23 protein-coding genes are annotated in these 25,267 nt (G+C 61.9%); 14 read left to right on the top strand and 9 right to left on the bottom strand.

Annotated features, from left to right (window positions below):
• Positions 1-464 precede the first annotated feature (464 nt).
• Genes imuA through VOM14_RS21270 form a run of 3 tightly spaced genes read left to right on the top strand, consistent with a single transcriptional unit; the run spans position 465 to position 6,557 of the window.
• Positions 465-1,304: a translesion DNA synthesis-associated protein ImuA gene (imuA, locus tag VOM14_RS21280; protein ID WP_327630712.1), complete on the top strand. Its 840-nt coding sequence runs from the start codon at positions 465-467 to the stop codon at positions 1,302-1,304.
• Positions 1,204-2,976, top strand: a complete 1,773-nt coding sequence (locus tag VOM14_RS21275; RefSeq protein WP_327630711.1) for a Y-family DNA polymerase — start codon at positions 1,204-1,206, stop codon at positions 2,974-2,976. Before imuA ends, VOM14_RS21275 begins: the two co-directional genes overlap by 101 nt.
• Positions 2,977-2,981: 5 nt before the next feature.
• The gene (locus VOM14_RS21270; protein ID WP_327630710.1) at positions 2,982-6,557 is read left to right on the top strand and encodes an error-prone DNA polymerase; all 3,576 of its coding nucleotides are present in this window, start codon (positions 2,982-2,984) and stop codon (positions 6,555-6,557) included.
• A 17-nt stretch (positions 6,558-6,574) separates the two neighbouring features.
• Here the strand turns inward: VOM14_RS21270 and VOM14_RS21265 are convergent, their stop codons facing one another.
• The gene (locus VOM14_RS21265; protein ID WP_327630709.1) at positions 6,575-7,507 is read right to left on the bottom strand and encodes a dTDP-4-dehydrorhamnose reductase family protein; all 933 of its coding nucleotides are present in this window, start codon (positions 7,505-7,507) and stop codon (positions 6,575-6,577) included.
• Positions 7,508-7,520: 13 nt separating this feature from the next.
• Complete coding sequence (locus VOM14_RS21260) at positions 7,521-7,739, bottom strand: heavy-metal-associated domain-containing protein (RefSeq protein WP_327630708.1); 219 nt, start codon at positions 7,737-7,739, stop codon at positions 7,521-7,523.
• A gap of 122 nt (positions 7,740-7,861) precedes the next feature.
• On the opposite strand from VOM14_RS21260, the gene cueR reads away from it, so the two are divergent.
• From cueR to VOM14_RS21240, 4 genes are all read left to right on the top strand, one after another.
• Positions 7,862-8,272: a Cu(I)-responsive transcriptional regulator gene (gene cueR / locus VOM14_RS21255; RefSeq protein WP_327630724.1), complete on the top strand. Its 411-nt coding sequence runs from the start codon at positions 7,862-7,864 to the stop codon at positions 8,270-8,272.
• 319 nt (positions 8,273-8,591) lie between these two features.
• Complete coding sequence (locus VOM14_RS21250) at positions 8,592-8,738, top strand: DUF3563 family protein (RefSeq protein ID WP_020069992.1); 147 nt, start codon at positions 8,592-8,594, stop codon at positions 8,736-8,738.
• Between the two features lie 250 nt (positions 8,739-8,988).
• Positions 8,989-9,336, top strand: coding sequence for a hypothetical protein (locus VOM14_RS21245; RefSeq protein WP_327630707.1), 348 nt, complete (start codon positions 8,989-8,991; stop codon positions 9,334-9,336).
• A gap of 242 nt (positions 9,337-9,578) precedes the next feature.
• Entirely contained in the window at positions 9,579-10,619 is a 1,041-nt protein-coding gene (locus VOM14_RS21240) for an ABC transporter substrate-binding protein (protein WP_327630706.1), read from the top strand.
• Between the two features lie 50 nt (positions 10,620-10,669).
• Here the strand turns inward: VOM14_RS21240 and VOM14_RS21235 are convergent, their stop codons facing one another.
• Positions 10,670-11,515, bottom strand: a complete 846-nt coding sequence (locus tag VOM14_RS21235) for a 23S rRNA (adenine(2030)-N(6))-methyltransferase RlmJ (RefSeq protein WP_327630705.1) — start codon at positions 11,513-11,515, stop codon at positions 10,670-10,672.
• 170 nt (positions 11,516-11,685) lie between these two features.
• Positions 11,686-12,657, bottom strand: coding sequence for a potassium channel beta subunit family protein (locus VOM14_RS21230; protein WP_327630704.1), 972 nt, complete (start codon positions 12,655-12,657; stop codon positions 11,686-11,688).
• Positions 12,658-12,900: 243 nt separating this feature from the next.
• Between VOM14_RS21230 and VOM14_RS21225 the strand changes: the two genes are divergently transcribed.
• Both VOM14_RS21225 and VOM14_RS21220 read left to right on the top strand, forming a co-directional pair.
• The gene (locus tag VOM14_RS21225) at positions 12,901-13,698 is read left to right on the top strand and encodes a 3-hydroxybutyrate dehydrogenase (protein WP_006053105.1); all 798 of its coding nucleotides are present in this window, start codon (positions 12,901-12,903) and stop codon (positions 13,696-13,698) included.
• A 10-nt stretch (positions 13,699-13,708) separates the two neighbouring features.
• Positions 13,709-14,947 (top strand): patatin-like phospholipase family protein, encoded by a 1,239-nt coding sequence (locus VOM14_RS21220; RefSeq protein ID WP_327630703.1) that lies wholly within the window; start codon positions 13,709-13,711, stop codon positions 14,945-14,947.
• A gap of 154 nt (positions 14,948-15,101) precedes the next feature.
• Here VOM14_RS21220 and VOM14_RS21215 read toward each other — a convergent pair whose 3' ends face one another.
• The gene (locus tag VOM14_RS21215; protein ID WP_327630702.1) at positions 15,102-16,301 is read right to left on the bottom strand and encodes an amino acid aminotransferase; all 1,200 of its coding nucleotides are present in this window, start codon (positions 16,299-16,301) and stop codon (positions 15,102-15,104) included.
• A gap of 306 nt (positions 16,302-16,607) precedes the next feature.
• Between VOM14_RS21215 and uvrB the strand changes: the two genes are divergently transcribed.
• The 5 genes from uvrB to VOM14_RS21190 all read left to right on the top strand — a co-directional run bounded on the left by uvrB (position 16,608) and on the right by VOM14_RS21190 (position 22,364).
• Positions 16,608-18,701 (top strand): excinuclease ABC subunit UvrB, encoded by a 2,094-nt coding sequence (gene uvrB / locus VOM14_RS21210; RefSeq protein WP_327630701.1) that lies wholly within the window; start codon positions 16,608-16,610, stop codon positions 18,699-18,701.
• A gap of 335 nt (positions 18,702-19,036) precedes the next feature.
• Complete coding sequence (locus tag VOM14_RS21205) at positions 19,037-19,585, top strand: iron transporter (protein ID WP_327630700.1); 549 nt, start codon at positions 19,037-19,039, stop codon at positions 19,583-19,585.
• Positions 19,586-19,704: 119 nt separating this feature from the next.
• Complete coding sequence (locus VOM14_RS21200) at positions 19,705-20,037, top strand: cupredoxin domain-containing protein (RefSeq protein ID WP_327630699.1); 333 nt, start codon at positions 19,705-19,707, stop codon at positions 20,035-20,037.
• 78 nt (positions 20,038-20,115) lie between these two features.
• Positions 20,116-20,961 (top strand): FTR1 family iron permease, encoded by an 846-nt coding sequence (locus VOM14_RS21195; RefSeq protein ID WP_327630698.1) that lies wholly within the window; start codon positions 20,116-20,118, stop codon positions 20,959-20,961.
• Positions 20,958-22,364, top strand: a complete 1,407-nt coding sequence (locus VOM14_RS21190) for a 4Fe-4S binding protein (protein ID WP_327630697.1) — start codon at positions 20,958-20,960, stop codon at positions 22,362-22,364. Before VOM14_RS21195 ends, VOM14_RS21190 begins: the two co-directional genes overlap by 4 nt.
• 313 nt (positions 22,365-22,677) lie before the next feature.
• On the opposite strand, the gene hemP is transcribed toward VOM14_RS21190, so the two are convergent.
• The 4 genes from hemP to VOM14_RS21170 all read right to left on the bottom strand — a co-directional run bounded on the left by hemP (position 22,678) and on the right by VOM14_RS21170 (position 25,221).
• The gene (gene hemP / locus VOM14_RS21185; protein ID WP_327630696.1) at positions 22,678-22,947 is read right to left on the bottom strand and encodes a hemin uptake protein HemP; all 270 of its coding nucleotides are present in this window, start codon (positions 22,945-22,947) and stop codon (positions 22,678-22,680) included.
• A 235-nt stretch (positions 22,948-23,182) separates the two neighbouring features.
• Positions 23,183-23,665, bottom strand: coding sequence for an SRPBCC family protein (locus VOM14_RS21180; RefSeq protein ID WP_327630695.1), 483 nt, complete (start codon positions 23,663-23,665; stop codon positions 23,183-23,185).
• A 68-nt stretch (positions 23,666-23,733) separates the two neighbouring features.
• Positions 23,734-24,132: an OsmC family protein gene (locus tag VOM14_RS21175; RefSeq protein WP_327630694.1), complete on the bottom strand. Its 399-nt coding sequence runs from the start codon at positions 24,130-24,132 to the stop codon at positions 23,734-23,736.
• 210 nt (positions 24,133-24,342) lie between these two features.
• Entirely contained in the window at positions 24,343-25,221 is an 879-nt protein-coding gene (locus VOM14_RS21170; RefSeq protein WP_327630693.1) for a pirin family protein, read from the bottom strand.
• Positions 25,222-25,267: the final 46 nt, after the last annotated feature.

The raw sequence follows: 25,267 nt of genomic DNA, 5'->3' as shown, positions 1-25,267 counted from the left end.
CTGCCAACACATCGCGCTGCTGACATCGACCAGTTGCTGCCTCATCGTTGGAAACCTGACGTAGCCGCGATATAACCTCAGCTCGCGCCAGCGCTACCTGCCGTGCCTTCCCCGGGCGCTTACCCTATATTCCTATATTCCGGCACAGCATTCGCTGCGGTCTCTGAATCCTTCCCTATTTTAGGCACTCGTCTAAGATCAGCGTATTTCTAACAAATCTCCACCAAAAAATTTCCGACAAAAACTCATTTTTGTCGGCGTTTGTTTTCATCTTCGCTCTATATCGCGGATAGTGCGCTCTGCACTCTGAAGAAAAGGTCCACCCTTTCCTTCCGGGCACGCCTTCGCTCACCTTGCCTTAACAGCAATCTCAAAATACTGTATAAATATACAGTACAAACTCATTGCCTCTAGTTGCTCGAAGCCGGGCAGGGCGGAGCATTCCCTATTAAACGAGCGTGTCTATGGCAGCAGCGATTCAGCTTGCGACAACTCCCCTGTCATCGCAATTGCGACGACACATGTGGCAAGGCAACGAGCTTGCCGAGGGAGAGTCGAGGGTAGTGCCGAGCGGCTATGTCGCGCTGGATCACGTGTTGCCAGGACAAGGCTGGCCGGCTAGTAGCGTGACGGAGTTGCTGGTCGAACACTGTGGCGTAGGAGAAATGCGCTTGTTGGCCAACGCGCTTCGTCATCTTACGAAGCAGGCCGGGCGGCATGTCATGCTCGTGGCGCCTCCTTATCGGCCATGCGCCGTGACATTGAGGGCGTGGGGCGTCGATGTCGAACGCGTCCTATGGGTGCGTTCGAACGAAGACAAGGCGCTGTGGGCGGCCACCCAGGCATTGAAGCAGGATGGCGTCGGCGCGGTTCTGGTGTGGTTGTCGAATGCGCGCGCCGATAAAGTCCGGCGTTTGCAAGTTGCAGCTCTAGAGTCGAGCGCTCTGGCATTTTTGATCCGCCCCGTCGAGGCCGCTACGCAATCGTCGCCCGCGCCATTGCGCATGATCTGTGAACCGCTCCTGCCAGCTAATGCGGAGACGATCAATCGTCGTCAGTGGATCCAGGAGATTGGTCTGTCGATAGATATCTTCAAGCGCCGCGGACCGCCGCTCGCCAAGCCTCTTCGTCTCGTTTTGCCTCTGCAAGGCGCCTTGTTGCCGAAGGACGGAGCGGGCAGCCATCAAGTATTAGAGACCCAACATGTTGTGGATCGCCGTCGCATTGCCTCTCTTGTCGCTGGAAGCGGTAAAGCCGTTGATACCGCTCCCGGATGGTTCGTCCGCGCAGCGGAATCGGTGTGAGCCGCGCGGCAACGCAAGCCCGTCGCGCGCAGCCGAAAGCGCCGCCGAGGCGCGCTGTTATGCGCTCGCCGATCACGCGCATATTCTGCTGCCTGACGCCGCTGCGTTGCATGCCGGCGTACAACGCGGTCATTCGCGTTCGTCCGCGGTGGCATTGGCGCCCGGACTCGAACTGCTGAGCGCCGATGCCGCCCGCGAAACTCAGGCATTCGAAGCCATCGCGCTTGCCTTGTTGACCTACACGCCGAAGGTTTCGCTGGCCGACGCGCATACCTTGCTGCTGGAAGTCGGCTCCGGTTTGAGATTGTTCGGTGGCTTGCGGGCCTTGTTGTCGCGCGTGTCGGCCACGGTCGCCGAATTCGGCTACACCGCACGCATCGCCTGTGCGCCGACGGCGTGGGGCGCGTGGCTATTGGCGCAGGCCCGCGCCGATCGGCAGGGGCGTCGTTGGCATGTGATGAAGGACGCTTCGCTTATACGTGTGCTCGACCGGTTGCCTGTTTCACTGCTGCCGGTGGCACAGGTTCATCGCGATGCGTTTCGGCATGTCGGATGCGCAACGCTCGCCGATTTGCGGCAGTTGCCAAGATCAGGCGTGGTGCGGCGTTTTGGCAGCGGCATTCTCGATCTGTTGGCGCAGGCGTATGGCACGCGCCCCGATCCGCGTGAATCGTTTCGCGCGCCGGCGTCGTTTCATGCGCAACTGGAGTTGCCGTCGCGCGTCGATAACGCCGATGCGCTCCTGTTCGCCGCGCGTCGGCTGCTCGTGCAGTTGGCCGGTTGGCTGAGTGCGCATCATGCGGCGCTCAGCGGTTACACGTTGCTGCTCGAGCATGAATTGGCGTCCCGTCATGCACCGAAGACATCGAGCCTGAAGGTCGCGTGGGCCGTCCCGTCGCGTGATGCCGAGCATCTCATCTGGCTGCTGCGAGAGAAGTTGAATCAGACTGTTCTTGCCGCGCCGGTCATCGAATTGAAGCTGATTGCCGATCAGATCGCCGAGTATGCGGGCCAGTCGGACACTCTGTTCCCCATGCCGGAATCCGACGGCGAATCGATCGCGCGTCTGCTCGAACGCTTGAGCGCACGGCTGGGTCCGGAGAACGTGCTGCAGATGTCGGTGCAGGACGATCATCGCCCGGAGCGGGCAATGCGTGTCGAGGCGTACCAGGCACAGGCGTTCTCGCGCAAGAAGCGTTCGCAGGCGAAGGCGCGGCCCAGAATCAAGGCGGATAAAACCTGGCTCACCGATGAGCTGCGGCACGCCGCCGCGGAAGAAACGCGCACCTCGGGCGCGGCCGGAACCGAAACCGAAACCGAAACCGGAACTCAGCCAATCCCGCGCCCATCGGCATCGGCCAACGCAAAAACCGCCAGTGCTTCCACAGCGCAACAAACATCGCTGAATCTGCCCGACAGTGTATTGCCCTCGCAACCTCGCCCGGTCTGGATGCTCGATCAGCCACTGCGTCTGATGATGCGCGACCAGCGTCCTGTTTATCGCCGGCCACTGAAAATGCTCACACGCACTGAGCGGATCGAGGCAGGGTGGTGGGACGGCGATCTTGTCGAGCGTGATTACTACGTCGCAGCCGACGACCGCGGCCATATGTTCTGGGTGTTCCGCGACCGTATCAATGGCGAGTGGTATTTACAGGGTATGTTCGGTTGAACATCATGACAGTTTCCGTATCTTCGCTTCTCCCGCAGCGCCCGCCCGCCTCGAACTTGCCCGCGTATGCGGAGTTGCATTGCCTGACCAATTTCACGTTTTTGCGTGGCGCCTCGCATCCGCATGAACTCGTCGGGCGCGCCCTGTCGCACGGCTATAGCGCACTCGCCATTACCGACGAGTGTTCATTGGCGGGCGTCGTGCGCGCGCATACGGCGTTAAAGGAAATCAAGGCTGAGCAGAATCGTCAACGGAAAGAGATCGAGGAAAAGCTGCAAGGAGCGCAAGCGTCGCAATCAGATCTGCTTCCGGAAGGAGCGTTGGACGCAGCGGTTCAGCAGGAGGCCGAAGAAAACGAGGTGTTGAAACCGCTTCCTCATCTGATCATAGGCAGCGAACTGAATCTGACGGATGCAACCGGCGAGCCTTTTTGCACACTGATTGCGCTTGCAACCAATCGCAACGGCTATGGCAATCTTTCCGAGCTGATCACGCTCGCCCGCTCACGCGCGGAGAAAGGCAGCTATCGGTTGGGCCCGTCCGATTTCACCGATTCGTTGCCGCATCTCGATCATCTGCGGACTTTGCCCGATTGCGTGCTGATTCTCGTGCCGCAACGCACGGCCACGCTGTCGCACACGCTGCATTGCGCGCACTGGCTTGCCTCGTTCGCCGCGCAACGATCGTGGATTGCACTCGAGCTTTGGCAAACCGGCAGCGACGATCTCCAGATCGACGCCTTGCGGACGATTTCAAAAGCGAGCGGTTTGCCGCTGGTTGCAGCGGGCGGCGTTCTGATGCACACGCGCTCGCGCAAGCCTTTGCAGGACACCATGACCGCCATTGGCCTCAACACGCCGCTTGCGGCATGCGGCCATGCACTCGAAGCCAATGCCGAACGGCATATGCGTACGCGCGTACGCCTGTCCAGGCTCTATCCGCGCGATACGCTCGAAGAAACGCTGACGATCGCCGCGCTATGCCGCTTCTCGCTCGACGAACTCAAGTATGAGTACCCGGAAGAACTGGTGCCCGTCGGCGAGTCGCCGGCGAGCTATCTGCGCAAGCTCGTCATGGCGGGGGCGATGGAGCGCTGGCCGAACGGCATGGATCTGAAGCGCATCAGTCAGATCGAAAAGGAATTGGAGCTGATCGCCGATCTGGAATACGAAAAGTACTTTCTGACGGTTCACGATATCGTGAGTTTCGCGCGATCGAGAAACATTCTGTGCCAGGGCCGGGGGTCGGCGGCGAATTCGGTTGTCTGCTATTGCCTGCATGTGACGGAAATCGACCCCGTGCACATGAACATGCTGGTCGAGCGCTTCATCTCGCGCGCACGCAACGAGCCGCCCGATATCGACGTCGATTTCGAACATCAGCGCCGCGAAGAGGTGATCCAGTACATCTACGGGAAATACGGGCGTCATCGCGCGGCGCTGACGGCATCGCTGATTACCTATCATGTGCGCAGTGCACTGAAAGACGTCGGCAAGGCGTTGGGTCTCGAGGCCTCGTTGATCGAGCGAATCAGCAAGTCGCAGCAATGGTGGGACGGCTCCGAGGCCGTCGCCGGCTATCTGGCGGAAGCAGGCTTCGACGCCAATTCTCACATTACGAAGAATCTGATCCGTCTCACGAAGGAGTTGCGTCTTTTTCCGCGCCATCTGTCGCAACACGTCGGCGGCTTTGTGATCGCCAAAGACAAGCTCTCGCGGCTCGTGCCGATCGAGAACGCGACGATGAAAGACCGTAGCGTGATCGAATGGGATAAAGACGATATCGACGCCCTCAAGCTGCTGAAGGTCGACGTGCTCGCGCTCGGCATGTTGTCGGCCATCCGCCGGGCGCTGGAATTCGTCGCGCTGAGACGCGGTTTTCCGCAATTCCGTGTGCAGGACATTCCGCGCGAGGACCGCGCCGTCTACGAAATGTGCGGTCATGCGGACACGGTCGGTGTATTCCAGATCGAATCGCGCGCGCAGCAAAGCATGCTGCCGCGCCTGAAGCCGAGCAAGTACTACGATCTCGTGATCGAAGTCGCGATCGTGCGGCCGGGCCCGATTCAGGGCGGCATGGTGCATCCTTATTTGCGCCGCAAGCAGGGCCTCGAGCCGGTCGACTATGCGAAAGACGAACTTCGCCCTGTGCTGGAGCGCACGCTCGGCGTGCCGATTTTCCAGGAGCAGGTCATGCAACTGGCAATGGTCGCAGCGAAATACACCGGCGAGCAGGCCGACCAGTTGCGGCGCGCGATGGCGGCTTGGCGCCGCAGCGGTAATCTCGCGAAGTATCAGAAGGATTTGAGCGACCGCATGTCGGCGCGCGGCTACGAGCCGAAATTCATCGAGCGCATTTGCCAGCAGATCGAAGGTTTCGGCGAGTATGGTTTCCCGGAGAGCCATGCGGCGAGCTTCGCGCTCCTCGTCTATCTGAGTGCGTGGTTAAAGCGCTATGAACCGGCGGCCTTCCTGGCCGGCTTGCTCAATAGCCAGCCGCTGGGCTTCTATTCGCCGTCGCAACTCGTGCAGGATGCGAAGCGCCACGGCGTCAAGGTATTGCCGCCCGACGTGACCCTGAGCGACTGGGAGTCGGTCTTCGAACAACGCGGCCAGGAAGGGCGGCGGATCGCTTCGAGCGAAACCTGTTTGCATCGCCAGCAGGCCGTGCTATCCGGGCAGCAATTGCGCGATCTTTCGCTGCGCCGCCTGACGGTGAGCCGGACAGTGCGGCGCGCCGCGAAACGGTTGACCGCGCGCGTATTGCAGCCGTCCGGCACGTATGGCGCGCGCGGTCCCGCCGTGCGTCTCGGCATGCATCTGATCAAGGGCCTCGCGCAGACGGCCGCCGAGCGCATCATGGCGGCTCGCCGCGAGGCGCCGTTTGCCAATGTCGACGATCTCGCGCGCCGCGCGGCGCTCACGCGGCGCGACCTCGAAGCGCTGGCGGCGGCGAATGCGCTGGCGAGTATCGCGGGCCATCGGCGCGAAGCATGGTGGGCCGTGACCGCGCAACACGTCGTGCCCAGGTTGCTGCGCGATGCGCCAATCGCCGAAGCTCCACTCGTGTTGCCGCAGGCAGCGGAAGGCCGCGAAATCATCGACGATTACGCGAGCCTCGGTCTCACGCTCAATCGTCATCCGCTTGCGCTGTTGCGCGCACGTCTTGCGCAACAGCGCTTTCGCACGGCCGCTGATCTCGCCGCGTGCCGGCACGGCACGCTGGCGCGCGCATGCGGCATCGTCACCGTGCGACAGCGGCCGGGCACCGCGAACGGCACCATCTTCGTTTCCATCGAAGACGAGACTGGGTCGATCAATGTGATCGTCTGGCCGTCGCTGGTGGAAAAGCAGCGCAAGGCGCTACTGGGCGCTTCGCTGCTCGCCGTCTATGGCGTCTTGCAGCGCGACGACGGCGTCGCCACCGGCGGCAATCAGGACGAGAGCGCGGCGCGCGCGAATCAGGCGGGCAGGGCGCGACAGAAACACAAGGGCGAGGTGGTCCATCTCGTTGCTCATCGTCTGGAAGATCTGAGCGAATGGCTCGGCGACCTGGCTACCGCGAGCCGCGATTTCCATTGATGCCGCGCGTTGCCGTTTCAGTCTGGCGTATCAGATGTCCTATCGCCGCGCCACGGGAAGGCGGCCAACACCTGGCGTATCGCCGTATCGAACGGTGTGCGGCGGCCGATGCCTGACTGTTCGAGCCGCTCCGAAATGAGGTGGCAGTTGTGCGGGCGGGGCGTCGCATCGGTCGGCGTGGGTTGCGGCGTCAGCCGCGCGTCGAGTTCGAGCGCCTCGGCAAGGCGCACCGCGATTTCATATTTGGTCATCGGCTCGTCGCCCGACCATTGCACGATGCCGCGAATCGCGTTGCCCCCGGCATGACGCTCAAGCATTTGCCGGATCACGAACGCGACATCTGGCGTGAAGGTCGGATAGCGGATCGCCCATGCGTCCATGGCAGCAGCTTTGCCTTGCGCCGACGCCGATGCCGCAATCGCCGGTACGAGGCTCGTCACGGCGGATTCAGCCCAGTCGACGATCGGCCCATACAGCAACGGCAAACGCATCACACAGCCGAGATCGGTTGTCTCGGTCAGCGCGCGCTCGCCCTCCAGCTTGCTGCGCCCGTATGCATTGAGCGGCGCGGGCTGAGAATCGTGCCGGTAGGGCGGATGAGTGCCGTCGAAAACGTAGTCGGTGGACAGGGACAGCGTCCAGGCGCCGCGCCGCTGCGCAGCGGCGGCGATCGCGCGCACGGCCTCGACATTGAGCGCGCGTGCCAGGTCCGGGTCACGTTCGCACACGTCCGGGCGGCGCTCGGCGGCGGCAATCACAAGCGCGTCGGGCGCCTCGCGTTCGACGAACTGCCCGATTGCATGCGGGTCGCGAACATCGAGCGCGACAGTGGTGGGCGCCGGCCGGCTGAACGCGGTGCCGACGACCTGCCAGTCCGGTTGCCCTGCCAGTTCATCGACGATAGCGCGGCCCAGCAGGCCCGAAGCTCCTATGACGGCGACTTTGAACATGATCGCGTCCCGGCTAGCGCGCCGCGCCGGACGCAACGCCCGTGACGGTGTAGCCGGCCTCGTCGATGGCGGCCTTCAGTGCCTGTGCCGATTGAGTCGATTCCACGGCCACGCGGCCGGTCGCGAGATCCACCTGCACTTGCGCTCCGTCGTCATGTTCGCGGATAGCGTTCGTGACAGCCGCCACGCAATGCTGACAGCTCATGCCTTCAACCTGAAGTTCGGTTTTCATCGGAATTGCCTCGGGAAATGTCTGTAGCGATAGTTGGATTATGCCTGCGGTCCCAAATTTAAGTGGCTGACCTTCCCACGATGGGAAGGTGTACGATCGAAGCAAACACTGGGGAAATGATGATGAACATCGGTGAAGCGGCCCGCGAGTCGGGCGTCACGGCGAAAATGATTCGCTACTACGAAAGCGTCGGCTTGCTCGCGGCCAAATCCCGGACCAGCGCGGGTTATCGCGTCTACGGCCCGCAGGAGGTGCATTCGCTACGTTTCATCCGCCAGGCGCGCCGGCTCGGCTTTCTCGTCGAGGACATTCGGCGGCTACTGGCGCTCTGGCATGACCGCTCGCGCGCCAGTGCCGAAGTGAAAGCCATCGCGCTCGACCATGTAGCGGAACTCGATCGCCGAATCGCCGAACTCACCGACATGCGCAACACGTTGGCGCACCTCGCCACTCATTGCCATGGCGACGACCGCCCGGATTGCCCGATCATCGAGCGGCTCGCCGATGCGGAGCCGGTTTCCGCGGAGCACTGAATTCCGCTCGTTATCAGATGCGTTGACGGGGACAGGTGCAACCTCACCGACGAAACGTCGCGTTCAGCGTGCTTGCACCAATTTTGTGCTTAAAATAAAGGCATGCCTCACATCCCGCGCGGCAACACCCAGACGAACCGTGTCAAATCAACGCGATGCACGCACCATCTTTGTGCGTCATTCCAAAACGGAATGCACTTCATGCGAGCATTTCACTAGCGCGGTTGCACCACAAGCTTATAATTCGGGTTAACCCTTTTACGGGAAATCCCTGATGCCCAATCCACCGGGGATTCACGTCTGATCCTTGGAGAACATCATGTTTGCATACGTCCTTGAAAAGCTGAGCACCTGGTTTGAAACTGCCGAGCGCGATCGCCGCGAAGCGTATCTAGCTTCGTCGTCGGACATCGTCCAGCTCGAACAGCGCATCCGTTCGCTGGAAGCCAACGGCTATTCGCTGTAAGTTGCAGCGGCGCGCATGTTGCGCGGCCAGCGCACTTTAGTTGCAGCTGGTGGTAGTTGGATAGCAGTCAAGCGTTGAGCCCCGTTTGTGCGGGGCTTTGTCACATCTGGGCGCCAGAATTGCCTTCGGGGCGCCTAAAAATTCGACATGGCGAATCTCGGCTAGTCGCGAGGCCCGCGCCGCGGTAAGGTGAAGCGTTGCAACGCAACCCGCCCGCCATCCGGCATCTTTCACTCGAACCGGTCCGTCCATGTCTTCCATCCGTTCGCTCAAGCCCGCTCTGCCCGTCGTCGCGGTTTCATTGGCGATGGTTTGTGCCATGTCCAGCGCATTGGCCGCATCGAGCCATAGTCGCCAACCGCTGATCCTCGACTCGCAGAACGGTATCAGCGACGGCGAGAGCGGAACCATTCTGCAGACGGCGCCGCTATCGCGGCAACCCATTGTCGAAGCGCGGCCGATTGCGTCGCCTGTCGAGCTGGCGCCGAATTCATCCGTGCCGTTCGTGGTTGCGCCTTATATCCGGTTGCCTGTGGGCGGCAGTGCAGCCGGCGCGACGCCGCAACCGCAATCTCGTCCGGTGCCGCGTCCGCAATAGACGCACTTCACGCGAACTCCGTTTGTCGTTCTGCCGGTAGCGCTTGTTGGTTCGTTTGTTCGTGCGCGGCGTGTCCACGCCGGGCAGCGGATGCGCGCACGCGCACGTTCATTCGGGTTTGGGCGCATGGCGCGGCTCAGGTCGGACGACGACAATCTCCGGGCGGTCTCTCGCCCAAACCGGCCGATAGCTGGCCGCCGCGGCCGCCGCATCGAACGAAAACAGAAAAAAGGAGACGTCAAATGCGCAATAACTGGATGCGAGGTGCCGCCAGCTTCTGCGGCGCGTTGCTTGCCGCTGTCACCCTGCACGGCGTGGCATTCGCGAAAGACACGCCGGAAAAGCCGACGCTGACGATGGCCGTCGGCGGCCTGCCCGGACTTTACTATTTGCCGGTGCTCACCGCGCAGCAATTGGGCTACTTCAAGGACGAGGGCCTCGATGTCACGCTCGAAGATTTCGCAGGCGGCTCCAAAGCACTGGAGGCGGTGGTGGGCGGCAGCGCGGATGTCGGCGCGGGTGCATTCGAACACACGCTGTTCATGCAGGCGAAGGGGCAGCGCTACCGGGCATTTGCGCTGATGGGCCGCGCGCCGCAGATCGTGGTTGCGGTATTGACGTCGAAAGCCGACAAGATCAAGACGCTCGCTGACTTCAAAGGCGCGAAGGTGGGCGTGAGCGCGCCGGGCTCGTCGACGGATCTCGTGCTGACCGTGGCTTTGCGCAAGGCCGGCGTCCAGAGGAGCGACATCGCGGCGATCGGCGTAGGCAGCGGCGCAACGGTGCTCGCGGCGGTTGGCAACGGTCAGATCGACGCGCTTTCCAACGTCGACCCGATGATGACCAAGCTCACGCAAAGCGGCGCGATCAAGGTGCTCGTGGACACGCGCACCGTGAAGGGCACGCAGGAAATTTTCGGCGGGACGATGCCCGCCGGCACGCTCTACGCACCCGAGAGCTTCATCCAGAAGTATCCGAAGACGACACAGGCGCTCGCCAACGCCATCGTGCGTGCGGATCATTGGTTGCAAACCGCGAGCGACGCCGATCTGCTGAAAATGGTGCCGCCAGCCTATCTGCTGAACGACTCCGCGCTCTATGTGCAGGCCTTCCACAATGTGCGCGAAGCGTATTCGCCGGACGGCATCATGCCCGCGGACGGCCCGGCAACCTCGTTGCGCGCGCTCGCTTCGTTCGACACACGGCTCGATCCGAAGAAGATCGATCTGAACGCGACCTATACCAACGACTTCGCGCGCAAGGCCGCGGCGCAGCTCAAATAGGCACGCGGGGCGAAGGCGCGCCGACTCGTTGCGCGCGCTTGCGCTCGGACTCAATCGCCGCGGTATTCCACCTTGAATTGCGCGGCCTTGTCTTCGCCGAGCGTTTTCACCAGCCACGGCATCTGTTCCTTCAGCATTTTCGGCAGCGTGTACGGCGGATTGAGGATGAACATGCCGCTGCCGAAAAGCCCAAAGCCGTCCGCCGGCGGATTGCTCACTGTCAGACTCACGTGCAGCCAGTTGCGGTCCTGCAATTTCTTCAGCTGTTCGGGGAAGCGCTGCGACTCCGGCCGCTTCACCTGCGGATACCACACCGCGTACGTGCCCGTCGGAAATCGCTTCAGGCTTTCCTCGACGCAACGCAGCGTGCGCGTGTAGTCCCGCTTGTCCTCATACGATGGGTCGAGCAGCACCAGCGCGCGGCGCGGCGCGGGCGGGAGCAACGCGAGAATGCCGTCGAAACCGTCGCCCGCGTAGAGCATGGCGCGGCGGCCCGCATCGCGGAAATTGTGGCGCAGCACGTCGATTTCGGTGGTGTGCAGCTCGAACAGACGCATACGATCCTGTTCGCGCATCTGCCGCCAGGCGATATACGGCGAGCCCGGGTAGAAGCGCAACTGACCGTCGGGATTGAGCGCGGCGACTTCGTCGACATAGTCGGCGAACATCGACGGCAGATCGTTGCGTTCCCATAGTTTTGCGATGCCGGTTTGAAACTCGCCGGTCTTGACAGCAAAGCCTTCCTTCAGCGAATAGACGCCTGCGCCCGCATGCGTGTCGATGTACCAATAGGCTTTGTCCTTCTGGCCGAGATAGCGCAATAGCTGCAATGCGACGGCGTGTTTCAGAACGTCGGCGTGATTGCCTGCATGAAAGGCGTGGCGGTAGCTGAGCATGATGAGGAGATGCTGAAAGAGGACGCCGCTCCAGGCGGATTCGGCGATGCGGATGCAATGTGGCGGCACGGCGGCAAAGAGCGCCAGCGTGCAGCGCGGTCGCGTATTGTACGCGACGCCGAACGCCGAACGCCGCGGGTTGCCGCCGCCGGAAGGCCGAAACGACGAGCTTAGTCGCACGCGTCGCCGATGATTCCTTCAATCCGCTCCTTGATCTCCGGCGTAATGCGCTCGGCGACTTCGGCGGATTTCATGTTTTCGCCAATCTGCTCGACGCGCGATGCGCCGGTAATGACCGTGCTGACATGCGGATTTTTCAGAATCCACGCAATGGCGAGCTGGCCCACCGTGCAGCCCAATTCGCCGGCCACGTCGCCCAGGTTGCCGACGACATTGTTCTTGCTCGCGTCGATGAGCTGGTTGCGCAGCCAGTCGTAACCTTGCAACTGCGCGCGGCTGTCCGCCGGCACGCCGTTGCGGTATTTGCCCGTCAGCAGTCCGGACGCCAGCGGGCTCCACGTGGTGAGCCCAAGTCCGATATCCTCATAGAGACGCTTGTATTCCTGCTCCACGCGTTTGCGGTGAAACAGGTTGTACTGCGGCTGTTCCATGACCGGCTTGTGCAGATGATGCTTCTGCGCAATCTCGTAAGCGGCTCGGATTTCGTCGGCGCTCCACTCGGAGGTGCCCCAGTACAACGCCTTGCCGCGCGTGATCATGTCGCTCATTGCCCAGACGGTTTCCTCGACGGGCGTGTTCGGGTCCGGACGATGACAGAACACCAGATCGACGTAGTCCAGCTGCAGACGTTTGAGCGACGAGTCGATTGCGTTCAGCAGATATTTGCGGTTGAGCGTGTGATATTGATTGGGCGCTTCCGCGAGGCCCCAGAAGAACTTGGTCGACACCACGTAGCTCACGCGCGGCCACGCCAATTCCTTGAGCGCCTGCCCCATGATCTCTTCCGACTTGCCGCCCGCGTAGACCTCGGCATTGTCGAAGAAATTGACGCCCGCGTCGCGCGCGGCCGCGAGCGATTCCCGCGCCGCGCGATGGTCGACCTGATTGCCGTACGTGACCCACGAGCCGATGGACAATTCGCTGACTTGCAGGCCTGAGCGGCCTAGACGCCGATAATTCATGCAATTCCCCTCGAAAGTGAAGCGACCGGAATCCCGCCAGACGCCTAGTGTAAATACATAAGCCTGAGTGCGCGTTTTCCCGATCCGGTTCACATGCTTCATGCACAATAGCAGGATTGGCCGCAGTGCAGCATTCGGCCGAACGGTATAGGAAAACTCCAACGCGGGCCTATGACGTTTGGTCGACTTCACGCTGCGCGCGGCTCGTGTTCTCATTGCTCATTAACTGCACGGAGGTTCTGGATGTCGTCACTGAACACAAATCTGAATGGCAAGGTCGCGGTGGTTACGGGCGCCGCGAGCGGCATCGGCAAACAGATTGCGTTGACCCTTTCGGCTGCGGGCGCGGCTGTCGCGATCGCCGATCTGAACCAGGACGGGGCGAACGCCGTCGCTGAAGAAATCAGGAAGGGCGGCGGCAAGGCGATTGGCATCGCAATGGACGTCACCAACGAAGACGCGGTCAACCAGGGCATCGACAAAGTCGCCGCGGAACTGGGCTCCGTTGACATTCTCATATCCAACGCCGGCATTCAGATCGTCAATCCGATTGAAAACTACTCGTTTTCGGATTGGAAAAAGATGCAGGCCATTCACGTGGACGGCGCGTTCCTGACCACCAAGGCGGCCCTCAAGCACATGTACAAGGACGATCGCGGCGGCATTGTGATCTACATGGGCTCCGTTCATTCGCACGAGGCGTCGCCGCTCAAGTCCGCCTACGTGACGGCCAAGCATGCGCTGCTCGGGCTCGCCCGGGTGCTGGCGAAGGAAGGCGCGAAACACAACGTGCGCTCGCATGTCGTGTGTCCGGGCTTCGTGCGCACACCGCTCGTCGACAAGCAGATTCCGGAGCAGGCCAAAGAACTGAACATCAGCGAAGAAGAAGTGGTCAAGCGCGTGATGTTGGGCGGCACCGTCGACGGCATTTTCACCACCGTGGAAGACGTCGCGCAAACAGTCCTGTTCCTCTCGACTTTCCCCACGGCCGCGCTCACCGGCCAATCCTTTATTGTGAGTCACGGCTGGTACATGCAATAAGGAGGCGCGCATGGCGCAACGCAATCTCAAACGGGCGCGCGTCGGTGCGCCCGGCAATGGGGAAGGCGCAGGCGCCGGCGCAGCGTCGGCCGCGGCGCCTCATGGCCAGCTCCAGTTGCCCAATTACGAGACCATCGCGCTGACGCTACAAGGCGGAGGCGCGCTGGGCGCTTATCAGGCCGGTGTTTTCCAGGGGCTTCATGAAGCCGGTATCGAGCCGAACTGGCTGGCGGGCATTTCGATTGGCGCGTTGAATACGGCGATCATCGCGGGCAATCCGCCGGAAAAGCGCGTCGAGCGGCTTCTGCAATTCTGGGAGACGATCTGCCAACCTGCATTCGGGCCGCCTCTGCCGGCGTTTATCGAGCACGCGCTGTTCAATTCGAGCGACGCCGTGCGCAAAGCGTTCACCGCAACGCAGGCAATCGGAGCGCTCGTCGAAGGGCAGAAGGGCTTCTTCGTGCCGCGTTTTCCGCCGCCGTTGCCTACCTTGTCAGGGCCGCCTCAAGCGGCCAGCTACTATGACACCGCGCCGCTCAAGAGCACGTTGGAAGCGCTGTGCGACTTCGATCGCATCAACTCGCGCGAAATGCGTGTGTCTGTGGGCGCGGTCAATTGCGGGACCGGCAATTTTGCGTACTTCGACAATACCCACACCACGCTGAGGGCAGAGCACTTCATGGCGTCGGGCGCGTTGCCGCCGGGCTTCGCGGCAGTCGAAATCGACGGCGAGTATTACTGGGACGGCGGTTTGATGTCGAATACGCCGCTCTACGAGGTGGTGCAGACCACGCCGCGTCGAGACACGCTCGCGTTCCAGGTCGATCTGTGGAGTGCAATCGGGCCGGTGCCGGACAATATCACCGACGTGCAGGGCCGCATGAAAGACATTCAGTATTCGAGCCGCACACGACTTGTGACCGACATGCTGCAACGTTCGCAGCGTTTCCGTCACGTGCTGCGCGAGGTGCTGGATCGCGTGTCGCCTGACGAGCGCGATGACCCGTGGTGCAAGCTCGCCGAAGATCTATCGTGCTCGAAGCGCTATAACGTGATCCATCTCATCTATCGGAACAAGGAGTACGAAGGGCATTACAAGGACTTCCAGTTCGGTCTCTCCACCATGCAGGAACACTGGCAAAGCGGTCTGGAAGACATTCGCCATTCGCTCGCACAACCCGATTGGCTCGCCATGCCGGACAACGACGCTGGGTTCGTCACGCACGACATTCATCGCGATTCGCGCTGAAAGCTCATGCGGAAAAGTCAGGTCCGGAAACATGTCTGGAAACAGAAACGGCGCCCAGAAGGGCGCCGTTTTCACGACAATTGAAAACGCAGCAATCCGCGCTGCAATTCAATTTCAACGAAGGCGCACGTCACCGCGCGCCCTGCGAATCGCTTTACTTCAGGACGTGGGCTACCGCGTTGGCCACCACGTCCAGGTTGCGCGTGTTCAGCGCAGCCACGCAGATGCGGCCGGTGCTGACGGCGTAGATGCCGAACTCTTCGCGCAGCCGGTCCACTTGCGGCGCCGTCAGACCCGAGTACGAGAACATGCCGCGCTGTGCATTCACGAAGCTGAAGTCGCGGTCCACGCCGCTTGCCTTCAAACGCTCGACGAGACCATTGCGCATGGCGCGGATACGGTCGCGCATTTCGGCCAGTTCCGTTTCCCACGTGGCGCGCAGTTCCGGAGACGCGAGCACCGCGGCGACCACCGAACCGCCGTGCGTGGGCGGGTTCGAATAGTTCGTGCGGATCACGCGCTTGAGTTGCGACAGCACGCGAACGGCTTCTTCCTTGCTGCCGGTGATGATCGACAGTGCGCCGATACGCTCGCCGTACAGCGAGAACGACTTCGAGAAGGACGACGACACGAACACGTTCAGTTCCGATGCCGCGAAGAGGCGCACGGCTTCAGCATCTGCTTCGATGTTGTCGCCGAAACCCTGGTAGGCGATGTCGAGGAACGGCACCAGATTGCGCGCCTTGACGACTTCGACCACCTGCTTCCACTGATCGGCGTTGAGGTCGACGCCGGTCGGGTTGTGGCAACAGGCGTGCAGCACGACGATCGTGCCCGCCGCGTAGCTGTTCAGCGCGCTCAGCATGCCTTCGAAGTTCACGCCGTGCGTAGGCGCGTCGTAGTACGGGTACGACACGACTTCGAAGCCCGCGGCTTCGAACAGCGCGCGGTGGTTTTCCCAGCTCGGATCGCTGATCGCGACCTTGGCGTTCGGTTCGAGGCGCTTCAGGAAGTCGGCGCCGATTTTCAGCGCGCCCGTGCCGCCCAGTGCCTGCGCCGTCACAACGCGGCCCGCGGCGATCAGCGGCGAGTCGTTGCCGAGCAACAGCTTTTGCACGGCTGCGTCGTATGCGGCGATACCTTCGATCGGCAGATAGCCGCGCGGCAGCGCGGCTTCGACGCGAGCCTTTTCCGCGTCGCGCACGGCGCGCAGGAGCGGAATCTTGCCTTCTTCATTGAAATACACGCCGACGCCAAGATTGACCTTGGTGGCGCGCGTGTCGGCGTTGAAAGCTTCGTTCAGGCCCAGAATCGGGTCGCGGGGAGCAAGTTCGACGGCGGAGAACAGAGACATGATGGGTGGGCAGCAGTAGTGAAAAGAGGGCGGCTACGAGCATGGGCGGACGCACCGGAGCGTCTGAACGCAACCTGGCAGCGGACGGTGGCCACGCGAGCGCAACTTCGCATTGTAACGAATCCGCGAACGTTTTTCGGAGGAGAACGCCCTTTGGCGTGCCTATTTGCTTGAAAAACAGGCAGTTCGTCGCTAAATGACCAAGGTGTAGCGCGAGCGATGGCGTTGCAAGCCTACGCAGACCCGCTCAGTCTGTCTGTGTTCAACCCGTTAGAATGGTTTTTTGCCCAAGGCCGCAGCCGTCCCATGTCCGAACAACATCTGACCGAAGCCGAAGTAACTCTCGACGAATCCAAGTTCGTCCGATTCGAAGGCTCGCCGTTTCAGCTCTACCAGCCTTATCCGCCCGCCGGCGACCAGCCGACGGCGATCGAGACGCTTGTCGAAGGGGTGGAAGACGGTCTTTCGTTCCAGACGCTTCTCGGCGTGACGGGTTCGGGCAAGACCTTCACGATGGCCAATACCATCGCGCGACTCGGCCGTCCCGCTATCGTCTTCGCGCCGAACAAGACGCTGGCCGCACAGCTTTATTCCGAGTTCCGCGAGTTTTTTCCGCGCAACGCGGTCGAGTACTTCGTTTCGTACTACGACTACTACCAGCCGGAAGCGTACGTACCGCAGCGCGACCTGTTCATCGAGAAGGACTCGTCGATCAACGAGCATATCGAACAGATGCGTCTGTCGGCCACCAAGAGCCTGATGGAGCGGCGCGACGTGGTGATTGTCGCGACGGTCTCGGCGATTTACGGTATCGGCAATCCGTCCGAATACCATCAGATGATTCTCACGCTGCGCACGGGCGACCGGCTCGGGCAGCGCGACATCATCGCGCGGCTGATCGCGATGCAGTACAACCGCAACGAAGCGGATTTCCAGCGCGGCTCGTTCCGCGTGCGTGGCGACACGATCGATATTTTTCCGGCCGAACATGCGGAAATGGCGGTGCGCGTCGAACTGTTCGACGACGAAGTCGAAACGCTGCAGCTATTCGACCCGCTCACCGGCCGCGTGCGTCAGAAAATTCCGCGTTTTACGGTCTATCCGTCGTCGCACTATGTGACGCCGCGCGATACGGTCGTGCGCGCGGTCGAAACCATCAAGGCCGAGCTGCGCGAGCGGCTGGAGTTTTTCTATAGCGACGGCAAGCTGGTCGAAGCGCAGCGGCTCGAACAGCGCACCCGTTTCGATCTCGAGATGTTGCAGGAGCTCGGTTTCTGCAAGGGCATCGAAAATTACTCGCGGCACTTTTCGGGCGCAGCGCCCGGCGAGCCGCCGCCCACGCTGGTCGACTACCTGCCGTCGGACGCGATCATGCTGCTCGACGAATCGCACGTGCTGATCGGCCAGTTGAACGGCATGTACAACGGCGACCGGGCGCGTAAGGAAAATCTGGTCGACTACGGCTTCCGCTTGCCGTCGGCATTGGACAACCGGCCGCTCAAATTCAACGAGTTCGAGCGCAAGATGCGCCAGGTCGTGTTCGTGTCTGCCACGCCGGCGGATTACGAGAAGAAGACCGCGGGGCAGGTGGCGGAACAGCTCGTGCGTCCCACGGGCCTCGTCGATCCCGAAATCGAGGTGCGTCCGGCGCGCAGCCAGGTCGACGACGTGCTCGCCGAGATCAACGAGCGCGTGAAGGCCGGCGACCGCGTGCTCGTTACCGTGCTGACCAAGCGCATGGCCGAACAGTTGACGGAGTTTCTCGCCGACCACGGCGTCAAGGTGCGTTATCTGCACAGCGACATCGATACGGTGGAGCGGGTTGAAATCATCCGCGATTTGCGGCTCGGCACATTCGACGTGCTCGTCGGGATCAACCTGCTGCGCGAAGGTCTGGATATTCCGGAGGTGTCGCTCGTCGCGATTCTCGACGCCGACAAGGAAGGCTTTCTGCGCGCCGAGCGCTCGCTGATTCAGACCATCGGCCGGGCCGCGCGGAACGTGAACGGCAAGGCCATTCTGTATGCGGACAAAGTGACGGATTCGATGCGCCGCGCCATCGACGAAACCGAGCGGCGGCGGGCCAAGCAGATCGCCTTCAACCAGGAACACGGCATCACGCCGCGCGGCGTGGTGAAGCGCATCCGCGACATTATCGACGGCGTGTACAACGTCGACGACGCTCGCGCCGAACTGAAGGAACAGCAAACGCGCGCGAAGTTCGAGGACATGTCCGAGAAGCAGCTCGCCAAGGAACTCAAGCGCCTCGAAAAGCAGATGATGGAGCACGCGAAGAATCTCGAATTCGAGAAGGCCGCGCAAACGCGCGACCAGCTTGCGTTGCTGCGCCAGCGTGTGTTCGGGGCGAATGTCGGCGATCACGTGTCGGGCGCCGAGTAAAAAACGAAACCCGCTACAGAAAAGGCCGCGGCACTGCGCCGCGCCTTCCGCTTTTTTCCGTTTCCTTCGCGGGCGAGGACGCCCAACTTCGCCTCGTCCGGTCACTCCCTTTCCTTAAGGCTCCCTTAAGACCCTGCTCCCATAAGGCTTTGGGTTCGTTCGGATTTGTTCCAACAGACGAACGATGATAAACTCGACCAATATTGAGAATGGTTCGCATTAACGTTCGTAGCTGCGATGCCGGGTTGCGATGAATGAATGCGATCTGCTTGGGTTGTCGCCCGACGCGCTGTTCCAATGGATCGAATCGAGTCTGATAAAAACAAGGAGTGGTAATGCGGATTTCTTCATTTGTTCGTGGCGGCGTCGCAGCGGCGGCCGTGATGGCGGCTCTGTCGGCAACGGCAGCCGAGTACCCGATCGGCAAGCAGCAGATCCAGGGCGGCATGGAAATTGGCGCGGTGTATTTGCAGCCGATCACGATGGAACCCGAAGGCATGATGCGCAAGGCGTCGGAATCGGACATCCATCTGGAAGCGGACATCCACGCAATCAAGAACAATCCGACCGGTTTTGCCGAAGGCGACTGGATGCCCTATCTGCAAGTGCGTTATGAACTGACGAAGGCCGGTTCGAAAGACGCGCAAAAGGGCGATCTGATGCCGATGGTCGCCAACGACGGCCCGCACTACGGCGACAACGTCAAGCTGCAAGGCCCCGGCAAATATCACCTGAAGCTGATCGTCGAAGCGCCGATGCAAATGGGCCACATGGCATTTGGCCGCCACGTCGACAAGGAAACCGGCGTGGGTCCGTGGTTCAAGCCGTTCGCGCTGGAATACGACTTCACGTTCGCCGGCATCGGCAAGAAAGGCGGTTACTGATCGCCATGTTCGTCGCGGCGTGCCACGCAACAGGCTGCGGGCGACGCGCGACGAGTGAGTGAATGCAGCAGGCGGCGCGCGGCCCTTGTGTCTCGCGCCGCGTTTTCCGAAAAAAGCCCATGAGAATCAACCGAAAGATCGCAGTCCTCGTGTCGTCCATCTTGCTGGCGAGCGCAGCGCATGCCGCCGATCTGCCGACCTTCAAGCTGGAAATGAACGACGGCAAGCTCAATCCGGCGCGCATCGAAGTGCCGGCGCGGCAGCGTATCAAGATTGAGGTGCGCAATACCGGCAAGGGCGCGGCCGAGTTCGAGAGCGTCCAGTTGCGCAAGGAAAAAGTGTTGGCGCCGGGCGCGGATTCGTTTGTCGTGATCGCGCCGCTCGATCCGGGCGAGTACAAGTTTTTTGACGATTTCCACCAGCAGGCGCAGGGCGTGATCGTCGCGAAGTAGCCGTGGATGGAAGAACGCGGGCTTCCGACAGCCGGCGTTCGCTCCACCACTAGCAGAAAGAGCAGAAGGGAGAGCTTGATGGGTCAGATTCTATTCGTCGTGTGGCGGGAAAGTGTCGAGGCGTTGCTTGTCGTCGGCATCCTGTACGCGTGGTTGAAAAATGGCGACGACGACGCGCGCCGCGGCTTGCCGTACCTGTGGGGCGGCGTCGCTGCCGGCCTGATCGCGGCGGTCGCGCTCGGCGCGGCGCTGGTCGGCTTCACCGAAGTGCTCTCCGGCGACGCGCAGGACTATTTCCAGACCGCGATGGTGCTGATCGCCTGCGTGCTGATCGTGCAGATGGTCTTGTGGATGAAGCAGCACGGCCGCTCGCTCAAACGCGACATGGAACAGTCGCTGCAAAAAAGTCAGCGCGACTCGAACTGGTGGGGCGTCGCGCTGCTGGTCGCGCTGGCGATCGCGCGCGAAGGCAGCGAGACGGTCATCTTCCTGTACGGCCTGGGCTTCGGCCAGTCCGGTCACGTGGACAGCAGCCAGATGCTTGCGGTCGTGATCGGCCTCGCGCTCGCCTTCCTCACGTTCTACGTGCTGCAACTGGGCGGCAAGTTCTTCTCGTGGCGGCTCTTTTTCCGCATCACGGAAATCATGCTGCTGTTCCTCGGCGCGGGCCTGTTCCAGACGGGCGTCGACAAACTGATCGACAAGGAATTCCTGCCGACCATCGTCGACCAGGTGTGGAACACCTCGGGCATTCTCGACGATTCGAGCACCTTCGGCTCGCTGGTCGCGACGCTCACCGGTTACCGCGCACATCCGGCGCTGATGAATCTGATGGCCTACGCGGTCTACTGGGCGGTCGTCTATCTGCTGGTGCGCCGTGCCAACCGTAAGCCGACGCGGCAAGCCGCAGGGCGTGCGGCATGAGTACAGTCATGACCCGTCCGGGGCGGCTCGCCGCGGCGGGGCAGTGGATGCAGCGTCACGGCGCCGTGATCCGCGGCATCCAGTGGATCGTGGTGGCGGTGTATGCGTTGCTGATCATCGTGCCCGCGGTGTTGCCGCTGCCGGACGACAGCGCGCACTTGTGGAACAACCTGACGCTTGCCGCGCAGTTCGTGTTCTGGGGCATCTGGTGGCCGTTCGTGCTGCTCTCGATGGTGATGCTCGGCCGCGTCTGGTGCGGCGTGCTCTGTCCCGAAGGCGCGCTCGCGGAATTCGCCAGCAAGCACGGTCGCGGCAAGGCCATTCCGCACTGGATGCGCTGGGGCGGCTGGCCGTTCGTCGCGTTCGGCATCACGACCATCTATGGTCAGATGGTGAGCGTCTACCAGTATCCGAAAGCGGTGCTGCTGGTGCTCGGCGGCTCGACCCTGGCCGCTATCGTGATCGGCTTGCTTTATGGGCGGGAGAAGCGCGTCTGGTGCAAGTACCTGTGCCCCGTGAACGGGGTTTTTTCGCTTCTGGCGCGCCTCGCGCCGTTCCACTACAAAGTCGACGAAGACGCGTGGCGCCGCTCGTACAAGAACGGCGAGCACGGGCATCGCGTGATTCCGATCAACTGCGCGCCGCTCGTGCCGTTGCGCAATATGAAGGGCGCCTCCGACTGCCACATGTGCGGCCGTTGCAGCGGCCACCGCGACGCGATTGCGTTGACGTGGCGCGCACCTTCGTCGGAAGTCGTGCAACTCGGCGACAAGCAAGCGAACGCGTGGGATACCGCGCTGATCCTGTACGGCCTGCTCGGCATCGCGATCGGCGCGTTCCACTGGAGCGCTTCGCGCTGGTTCGTCGACCTCAAGATGTTCTTTGCCACCTGGCTTGTCGATCACGACATCACGTGGCCGCTCGACACCAACGCGCCGTGGTTCCTGTTCACGCATTATCCGGAACAGAACGACGTGTTCTCGTGGCTCGACGGCACGATGGTGATCGGCTACATCCTCGCGACGGCGCTCGTGTACGGCACCGCGCTGCTCGTCCTGCTGATGGGCGCGACGCGGATGCTCGGGCGCTTCAGCAGCGTGCGTCTGCATCATCTGACGCAAGGGCTGATTCCGATTGCGGGCGCCGGCGTGTTCCTCGGCTTGTCGGCGACCACGCTGTCGCTGTTGCGGGCCGAGCATGTGCCGTTGTGGTGGGCGTCGGACGTGCGCATCACGATTCTGGCGATCGCCAATCTGTGGAGCGCATGGCTCGCGTGGCTCGTCACGCGGCGCTACAGCGAGCGCTTCGTGCAGCGCGGCCTCGCGATGATCTGGTTCGCGGCTGCTCTCGCCGTGGTCGACAGCGCGTGGTGGCTGATGTTCTGGGGCTGGGCCTCGAAGTAGGGCGGCCTGATCGGGCGGCCTGATCGGGCGGCCTGCAAAGACATCGCCTGACGCCGGCAAATTCGAGTCAGCAAAAACAGAAGCCGTGGAGATGACATCATCTCCACGGCTTTTTCTTTCAACATGACGGCACACGCGTTTCGTGTCCGCATGGGCGGGAACCAAAAAAGCGGCCTGGCTGGCTGCGACGGCTGGCTTGGTGTCTGCACGAAGGGGTCTAGTTCTCACGTGCAAGCCGTCGTGGCTGGCTACTGCCGAACACCTCTCAAAGGAGGTGGTCCCCACAATACCCGGTACTGAAATTCCGTTCGTCCTACTTGGTCAGAATCAGCTTGCCCAAACGCGTGGCGCGCAATTGGTACGTCTCGCCGTTATGCACGATGCTGATGTGGCTATGTCCTTGCAGCAAAACCTCGCTGCGCACCACGCGTTCCGCCCGTTCGGCTGTCTCGCTCGACCCGTTCGTACGGCCTGTGGCCGGTTTGGCGGCGGCCGTTGCTGTTGACGCCGCTTTCGGACGGCTGGTCAACGCGGCGGATGGGCGGCGCAGGCTGAGCGTGGAGGGGCGCGTGGTATCGGTCATTCGGTTCGTGTTGTTGCTTGATTCGATGGATGAATTCTAAATGATAACCATTCCTATTTACAAGGGGCGAAAATTCATTGGATCTGGTTTTCGATAGATAAGGCTAACGGAAGAGAGAAGGCGCGAGGAAGACGGCGAAGGCCGCGCGTTGCACGCCGCCTCCGCCACGCGGCGCCCAATGCCATCGAGCGCACGCGCGTCGAGCGGCTGGCACGGCAGCACGGCTGCGGACGTGTCAGTGCAAGGAACCCGGTTCCTGCTTGGTCGTGACGTACTGACGGATCAGCCTGACTGTATCGATGTCGTTCTCGCGATACGCGGACTTCACGATCTCCTGTGTCTGCACGGCGTCCTGATCGTCGGAGACGGGCAGCGTGGTCGCGTACTCGAAGCGCAGAAACAGTTGCAGTTCGTCCGGCTGCTCGATGGTCATGGTCAGCGAGCCGCCGACGTAGTCCGCGGTCGGCAGGATGTCGTAGCGCACGCTCTGACTTTCCTGCAATGTGACACGGTCGCGCACCGTGGCCTGGCCGTAATGCAGCTCGCGTTCGAGCGTATTGCCCTCGCGCGAGAGAATCGTGCAACTGTCGAGTCCGATCACGAATAGTTGCGGCTGTTCGGCACGCAAAACGAGCCCTTCCCACAATTGCTCGCGGGTCATGGAATCGACAAGCGGATTCAACGGGTCGTTGATCTGGATAAGGTGTTCAAAATTCAAGACGACAGCTTCCTATGAAAGCGTTGCAATGACGTGGCGCAGCTTTACACAACCCGGCCATTCGCTGCTCACGCGGCAGTCAGACCCGAGCGGATCGCAATCGACCCGGTGAGGATCTTGTGAACTGGGCATGCATTGGCAATTTGCAAAAGTCGTTCCCGCTGCTCGTCGGACAGATCGCCGTGCAGCGTGATTTTGCGGTCGATGGTCGAGCCCTCTTCGCCGCTTTCGAAACTGAGCGCGACATGCACTTCCTGAAGAGGCCAGCCTTTGCGCTGCGCGTACATTTTCAGTGTCACCGACGTGCACGCGCCGAGGCTCGACAGCAGCAACGAAACCGGCGTCGGGCCGCGGTCGCCGCCGCCGAGCGATTCCGGTTCGTCGGCGAGCCACGTGTGTCTGCCGTCATCGAAATGGACCTGGTAATTCGTCGAACCGATATGGGCGGTGACGGTCGCTTCTGCCATGCGCGCTCCTGAGCCAAGGACGGAAATGGCCGTGCGCAACGGCTCGATAGCCTGATGGCTCGAAGGCGAAGGCGCGGCGGGAATTGCTATTGTGAACGAAGTCGGCGGCGTTTGTGCCGCGCGGTGGGTGCCTTTCGTGCGAGCGCCATCGCGCGTCGTGTGATGTGTGACGCGGCGGAGGAATCGCGCCGCGCCTGCTGCCCAACGCGCTCAGTGCGTGATCGAGCCCATGCGTCCGGTCTGATAGTCGACCACCGCCTGACGGATTTCGTCTTCCGTATTCATCACGAACGGGCCGTAGCGCACCACCGGTTCCTTCAGCGGCACGCCGCCAAGCAGCAGCACTTCCAGCGGCTCAGCGCCGGCCGTGAGCGTGACCGAGTCGCCGTCGTTGTTGAACACGACCATCTTGCGCGCGTCGATTTCCTGGCGCGCGTCGCCTTCGCCGTAAAAGCCTTTGCCCGACAAGCCATAGGCGAACACGCGATAGTCGGCGGGCACCGCTTGCCGGATCGTCGCGCCCGGCTGCAACGAAAAGTGCTGATACAGAATGGGCGTGCGCGTTTCGACCGCGGCCTTCACGCCAAGCGCCTCGCCGGCAATCACCTTGACGCGCACCTGGCCATCCGCAGAGGTGGCCACGGGAATCTGCGACGACGGCATTTCCTGGTAGCGCGGCGCGATCATCTTGTCGCGGCGCGGCAGGTTCACCCACAGTTGCAGGCCGTGCACGCGCCCGCCCGTGCGCACGAACGACGGGTCCGGCATTTCGCTATGCACGACGCCCGCGCCCGCGGTCATCCATTGCACGTCGCCGGCATGCAGGGTGCCGGAGTGGCCCGCTGAATCCTTATGGCCGAACTGGCCTTCGAGCACATATGTGACGGTTTCGAAGCCGCGATGCGGATGGTCGGGCGCGCCCTTGGCTTCGCCCGGCGCGTAGTCGACCGGTCCCATTTCGTCCAGCAGGAGGAACGGGTCGAAATCCATCAGCATGCGTGTGGGAAAGGGGCGGTGGACGATAAAGCCGCCGCCCTCGGTCGTGCGAACGGCGGGATACGTGCGTTCGATGGTGCGTGTCGCGGTCATCAAAGTCACCTCGAAAAATGGGGAATAGCGTTATTTTTGAAACATG

The organism is Paraburkholderia sp. MPAMCS5 (assembly GCF_036016995.1).
Lineage (GTDB): Bacteria > Pseudomonadota > Gammaproteobacteria > Burkholderiales > Burkholderiaceae > Paraburkholderia.
This window is presented reverse-complemented; position numbering and strand designations above follow the sequence as displayed.